This window comes from Micromonospora sp. NPDC001898 (genome assembly GCF_042891255.1).
In the GTDB taxonomy this organism is placed as follows: Bacteria; Actinomycetota; Actinomycetes; order Mycobacteriales; family Micromonosporaceae; genus Micromonospora.
Genome location: NZ_JBIATC010000003.1, coordinates 27,303 through 33,463 on the forward strand (window position 1 = coordinate 27,303; position 6,161 = coordinate 33,463).

At 73.8% G+C, this 6,161-nt stretch carries 5 protein-coding genes and 1 pseudogene; 2 read left to right on the forward strand and 4 right to left on the reverse strand.

Features of this window, described 5'->3' with window-relative positions; genetic code table 11:
- Positions 1-49 precede the first annotated feature (49 nt).
- From ACFYZF_RS08115 to ACFYZF_RS08130, 4 genes are all read right to left on the reverse strand, one after another.
- The gene (locus ACFYZF_RS08115; protein WP_387017184.1) at positions 50-301 is read right to left on the reverse strand and encodes a hypothetical protein; all 252 of its coding nucleotides are present in this window, start codon (positions 299-301) and stop codon (positions 50-52) included.
- 25 nt (positions 302-326) lie between these two features.
- A complete protein-coding gene (locus tag ACFYZF_RS08120; protein WP_387017185.1) occupies positions 327-1,220 on the reverse strand; it encodes a TNT domain-containing protein in 894 nt (297 codons plus the stop codon).
- Between the two features lie 184 nt (positions 1,221-1,404).
- Complete coding sequence (locus ACFYZF_RS08125; protein WP_387017187.1) at positions 1,405-3,039, reverse strand: sugar ABC transporter permease; 1,635 nt, start codon at positions 3,037-3,039, stop codon at positions 1,405-1,407.
- 221 nt (positions 3,040-3,260) lie between these two features.
- Complete coding sequence (locus ACFYZF_RS08130) at positions 3,261-4,553, reverse strand: acetyl-CoA C-acetyltransferase (protein WP_387017189.1); 1,293 nt, start codon at positions 4,551-4,553, stop codon at positions 3,261-3,263.
- A gap of 56 nt (positions 4,554-4,609) precedes the next feature.
- Between ACFYZF_RS08130 and ACFYZF_RS08135 the strand changes: the two genes are divergently transcribed.
- Positions 4,610-5,968, forward strand: a complete 1,359-nt coding sequence (locus ACFYZF_RS08135) for a 3-oxoacyl-ACP reductase (RefSeq protein WP_387017191.1) — start codon at positions 4,610-4,612, stop codon at positions 5,966-5,968.
- A pseudogene (locus tag ACFYZF_RS08140) lies at positions 5,968-6,161 on the forward strand (hypothetical protein); the annotation flags it as partial. The gene ACFYZF_RS08135 and the pseudogene ACFYZF_RS08140, both read left to right, overlap by 1 nt.

Sequence of the window (6,161 nt, forward strand, 5' to 3'; positions counted from 1 at the left end):
CAGTCTGACACCACCCCGATCGGCCGCCCGCAGGTGGCCGGGGATCAACTCACCCGGGTGCGGGGCGGCCCGTCAGGGCCCGCCAGAGCCCCGCGCACGCCTGCTCCTCGGTGTCGAACACCAGCCGGACGTCGTACCGGCCGCGCTCGTAGGCGCCGATCTCCCACCGCTGCCCGATCGACCGGCGCAGGAACCAGAAGTCGGGAGGGACCGGCACGTGCTCGTGCACGCCTTCCAGCTCGAAGGCGTCCGGTGACATCCCGGTCGCCAGCAGGGCGTCGCGCACCTCGTACCGGTCCACTCCCGACCTCCCCTGTTCACGGGCCTCAACAGACGGGCACCGCGCCGTCCGCCCTACCCTGCTGCGGCACGGCGGTCGTCGGGCACGACGGCCCGGCGGCGCCCAGGTACTCCTCGACGATGTACTGGTGGTCGATGAGCCACTGCACGTTCAGGGTGCCACCGGCCTGTGGCACGTACGCCGGGTTGAGCTGGAACTGGGTGCCCAGGCCGGGCTGGGCGAACCACGGCGCGATCGGGCCGGAGTCGACGTCGAACGGCTTGAGCACACAGTAGGTGTGGTAGTTGGCCAACGGGGCCGCCGCCGGCACGCCGGGCGGGGGCGGCGGGATCGGCGGCGTGTTCAGGCTCTGGGGTGCCAGCGAGCGGGCGCTGAACGGGGTGCCGAGCGGGGACAGGAAGCCGCCGCCGGGGAAGCCGAAGCGGTCGAGGCGGTACCCGGACAGCAGGGTCTGCCGGGCCTTGATCGGCTCGCCGTGCGGGCCGAGGACGTAGCCGTCCTGCGGCGGGAAGCGCAGCTGGGCCGGGCTGCCGGCCGTGTAGTTCGCCAGCCACTGGCTCTCGGACTGCGCGCCGAGCCGCTGGTAGCCGGCGAGCAGCGGCCCGACCGGTGCGGCGGCGGGCAGTTGGGACGGCCCGAGCAGCCTGTTTCCGTCGAAGAACTGGGTGGTCTCCGGCGCGTTCGGCGGCAGGCCGGGGCGGCAGAGGCCCTGCGGCGTGGGCGGTGACGGCTGGGAGGGGCCACCACCGGGGTAGGGGGCCGGCCGGCCGCCGGGCTGCCCGGGCTGCGACCGGCCGTCTTCGGTGAGCGCGTCGGCCTGGGCCATCGCGGCGGGGGTGGCGAACTGGTACGCGGCACCGGGGAGCAGGACCAGGGCCGCGCCGGAGAGCGCGGCGACCAGCCATCGTCTGGAACTCACTACGAACCTCCTGATGAAGGACGACAGGTGCCCTCATCGTCAGGAGGTTCGGACGCGAAAGAGAGGTTTTGTGCGTTTTGTCAGTCGGTGGTGGGGAAAGGTGCCGCCGTGACCGTCTGCTGATTTCGGAGACCACGGCCGGCGTGTCGACTCACTTCTCAGCAGACGATCAAGGAAGACCTGGTCAGGGGCGGTTTTCCGCCGTGCCCGCCCGGACGGCCAGCCGGTCCAGGTAGCCCACCTGCAACGCCACGAACGCGACCAGGAACAGCGCCAGCATCGGCAGCGGCAACACCTGGGCCATCAGCCCCTGCGCCGACCCGTCGGCGCCGAACGTCTCCGCGAGCCGCATGACGAGCAGATTGGACGCCGGCGCGTGTTCGATGCTCTGGACCACCAGTCGCGGCCAGAGCCAGCTCTGCGCGCCGATCAGCCAGTCGAGCAGCCCGACGGCCGCCAGCAGGGGGAGGGCGGGCAGCAGCATGGTCGGGCCGAATCGACCGCCGGCCGCCCAGTGCTCCCGCTGGCCCCGGAAGAAAAGGGTGAACGCCACCAGCGCGGGGATGCAGAGCCAGCCCGGCGGGATCAACCCGACGAAGGTGTCGAGCTGGCCGGCCTCCCGGGCCCGGTCGAAATGGGCGATGGCCAGCGGGCCGACGCCGACGAAGAGCCAGGGCGCGAACGGCAGCAGGAGCAACTCGCTGGCGCGGCCGAGCGGACGCAGGCCACCGATGGCGAAGCCCGCCAGGGCGGCGAGCCCCACCCCGACCACTGTGGAGATCAACGGCGGGAGCCAGGTGTTGGCCTGGATCCTGCCGGCGGAGAGCCTGGCGGGCAGCTCTCCGGAACCCGAGGCCAGCGACCGTAGCCACGGTGCCAGCACGTAGCCGAGCAGCCCGAGGAACGCCAGCAGCCCCACCACCAGCAGACCGAGCGCAATCGGGTTCCTCGTTCCGGGTGCCGTTCCCGTCGGCCGGTCCCGCCACCCGGTGAAGACGATCCTCGTACGGGTGACCAGGAGCAGGCCGACGGCGAGGACGCCGAGCACGGCCAGCAGTACGAGCAGCAGCACGCTGCCCGCGGCGCCGACGCCGAAGTCGAGCCGGACCATGCTGTCCTGGACGAGCCGCACCAGCGGGCCGGTGTCCTCCCTGCGTACGCCGAGGACGGGCCACTGAAGGGACCAGGACTGCACGGTCACCGCGACGACCGCCAGCCCCAGCACGCCGGCGACGACCAGCACCGCCGAGCGGGAGCGGCCACCGGAGGAAGCACCGCCGTCGGGGCGGCGCAGCGCGCCGAGGAAGAGCGTGGCGCCGACCGCGACCACCAGCCCGGCGGTCAGCAGCGCCGCGGTGCGTACGGCGGTGAGCGTGGACGCCTGGGCCCAGGCGTCCCGGTCGGCCCCAACGCGGTCGAGGGTCCACGCCGCGCCCACCGCGAGCGGGGCGTAGGTGGCCAGCGGCAGGGCCAGCAGCGCCCGGGTCACCAGGCGGGGCACCCGACCGACGTGCCGTGCCGCGAGGGCGAGCAGCGGCGCGACCAGGAGCGCGAGCAGCAGTGGCACCAGGGCGAGCAGCAGCGCGAAGCCCAGGTCCCCGAGGAACCCGCGCTCGATCGCCTGCGCGTAGTTGTCGCCGCCCGCCGGCTCGGTCGGCCCGTCCAGCAGGCTGCGCTGGCGGAAGCTCTCCACCAGGGTGCCGACCGACGGAAGCACATAGGACCAGAGCAGGGCGACAGCCGCCGGCGCGAGCAACAGCAGGCCGGTGACGACCTGGGCGCTCCGGCCGATCCCGACGCCCCCGGAAGGACCGGGCACCGCCGCAGACGGGGGCGCGTGGCGAGTTTCGGGCTCGGGCAGGGGCGTCGGATGGGCAGACATCAGCGTGGACCTCCGGCTGCTCGGCAAGAGAGCGTCTCAGGCTAGCCAGGTGCCGCCGGCGGAAGGAAGGTACGCGCGTCGGCGTTCAGAAGCTCGGGGACCTCCATCGCCGGGAAGTGGCCGCCGCGCTCGAACTCCGACCAGCGGACAACCAGCCTTCAGCGCTCCAGGATCGCCGTCACGCCCTGGCCGCCGGCCGCGCAGATCGAGATCAGCCCCCGCCCGCTGCCCTTCTCGGCGAGCAGCTTGGCCAGGGTGGCCACGATCCGCCCGCCGGTGGCGGCGAACGGGTGCCCGGCGGCCAGCGACGAGCCGTTGACGTTGAGCCGGTCCCGGTCGATCGCGCCGAGCGGAGCGTCCAGGCCCAGCCGGTCCTTGCAGAACTCCGGCGACTCCCAGGCGGCCAGGGTGGCCAGCACCTGGGAGGCGAACGCCTCGTGGATCTCGTAGTAGTCGAAGTCCTGCAACGTCAGCCCGGCCCGGGACAGCATCCGGGGCACGGCGTACGCGGGGGCCATCAGCAGCCCCTCGTCGCCGTGCACGAAGTCCACGGCAGCCGTCTCGGACCAGCTGAACCAGGCGAGCACCGGGAGGCGGTGCTCGCGCGCCCACTCCTCGGACGCGAGCAGCACCGTTGACGCGCCGTCGGTGAGCGGCGAGGAGTTGCCGGCGGTCATGGTGGCCCGGTCGGCGTCCGGGCCCTTGTGCCCGAAGGCCGGCTTCAGCGAGCCGAGCTTCTCCAGGCTGGTGTCCGGACGCAGGTTCTGGTCCCGGGTCAGCCCGAGGTACGGCGTCATCAGGTCGTCGAAGAACCCCCGCTCGTACGCGGCGGCGAGCCGCTGGTGGGAGCGCAGCGCCAGCTCGTCCTGGGCCTGCCGGTCGACGTCCCAGCGCAGCGCGGTGCGGGCGGCGTGCTCGCCCATCGACAGCCCGGTGCGCGGCTCGGCGTTGCGCGGGATCTCCGGCTGGAACTGCTGCGCCGGGCGCAGCTTCGCGGCGATCCTCAGCCGCTCGCCGAGGGTCCGGGCGCTGTTGAGCCGGAGCAGGGTGCGGCGCATCTCCTCGTTGACCGCGAGCGGCGCGTCGGAGGTGGTGTCCACGCCGCCGGCGATGCCGACGTCGAGCTGCCTGAGGGCGATCTTGTTGGCGACCAGGATCGCCGCCTCCAGGCCGGTGCCGCAGGCCTGCTGGATGTCGTACGCCGGGGTGCGCGGGTCGAGGCGGGAGCCGAGCACCACCTCGCGGGTCAGGTTGAAGTCCTTCGAGTGCTTCAGCACCGCCCCCGCGACGACCTCGCCGACCCGCTGCCCGGCCAGCCCGAACCGGGCCACCAGGCCGTCCAGCGCCGCGCCGAGCAGGTCCGCGTTGGACGCGCTGGCGTACCGGGAGTTGGACCGGGCGAAGGGGATGCGGTTGCCGCCGATGACCGCGACCCGCCGGATGCTCTGCACGATCCCGCCTCCAATTCAGGACTTGCCCACAACCTACTGGCCAGTAGGCTACGCCTATGACCGACAGGTACGCGAGTTTCGTCCGATCGGGGGCCGGCCGCGCGCTGGTCAAGCGCCTCGGGCTGCCCGATCCGCCACGACTGCGCCGGCACACCCCCGGCGACCCGCTGGTCCCCGGGCCGGTGCTGCTCGGCGCGGCCACCGGCGGCCGGCTCGCCGGGCAGGTCGGCAGGATCATGACCGCCGCCGGGGTCGAGCTGGCCGACCCGGCCGCCGCGCCCGGCCCGGAGCGGCGGCACGCCGCCCTGGTGTACGACGCCACCGGCATCACCGACTCCACCGGCCTGCGCCAGCTCCACGAGTTCTTCCACCCGCAGGCCCGCTCGGTGCTGCCCAGCGGCCGGGTGATCGTGCTGGGCACCCCGCCGGAGGAGTGCGGCTCGCCGCGCGAGGCGACCGCCCAGCGGGCCCTCGAAGGGCTGACCCGCAGCATCGGCAAGGAGTTCGGGCGGGGTGTGACCGCCCAGCTCGTCCACGTCACCCCGGCGGGGGACGCGGGCACGGGCACCGGCCTGGAGGCGACCCTGCGATTCCTGCTCTCCGGCCGGTCCGCGTACGTCTCCGGGCAGGTGGTCCGGATCGGCGCGGGCCAGGCCGAGCCGCCGGCCGACTGGGACCGGCCGTTGGACGGACAGGTCGTCCTGGTCACCGGGGCGGCCCGGGGCATCGGTGCGGCGCTGGCCCGGGTGCTGGCCCGCGACGGGGCGAAGGTGGTCGCGCTGGACGTCCCGGCCGCCGGGGACGAACTGGCAGCCGTGGCCAACGAGATCGGCGCCACCGCCGTGCAGCTCGACCTGACCTCCCCGGACGCACCGACCCGGCTCGCCGACCACCTGGCCGGCCGGCACGGACACGTCGACGTGGTGGTGCACAACGCCGGCATCACCCGGGACAAGACCCTGGGCCGGATGGACGCCGACCGGTGGGACCAGGTGCTCGACGTGAACCTCTCCAGCCAGGAGCGGATCAACGACGTGCTGCTGGAGCGTGGGCTGATCCCGGCCGGCGGGCGGATCGTCTCGGTCTCCTCGATCGCCGGGATCGCCGGCAACCGGGGCCAGACCAACTACGCCACCTCCAAAGCCGGGGTGATCGGCCTGGTGCAGTCGCTCGCCCCGGTGCTGCGCGAGCGCGGGATCAGCGTGAACGCGGTCGCCCCCGGCTTCATCGAGACCCGGCTGACCGCCCGGATCCCGCTGGTGATCCGGGAGGCGGGCCGCCGGATGAACAGCATGTCCCAGGGCGGCCTGCCGGTGGACGTGGCCGAGACGATCGGCTGGCTGGCCTGGCCGGCCAGCGGCGCGGTCAGCGGCAACATCGTCCGGGTCTGCGGCCAGAGCCTGCTGGGGGCGTGATGACCAGGGCGGACGACCACGCCGACGACCTGTCGGTGCACGAGCTGATCGAGGGGCCGACGGAGGTCATCTCGGCCGCGGAACTGGCCGCCGTCCGGGCCGCCGGTCCGGCCGGACCCGACCGGGTCACCGAGGAGACGCACGACCTGTCGGGGTACGCCCGCCAGGGCGACCAAGGCGACCCGGGCGACCG

Excerpts from the sequence above, each read along its gene's own strand:
- ACFYZF_RS08135 (WP_387017191.1), top strand. The coding sequence starts at position 4,610 with ATGACCGACAGGTACGCGAGTTTCGTCCGATCGGGGGCCGGCCGCGCG.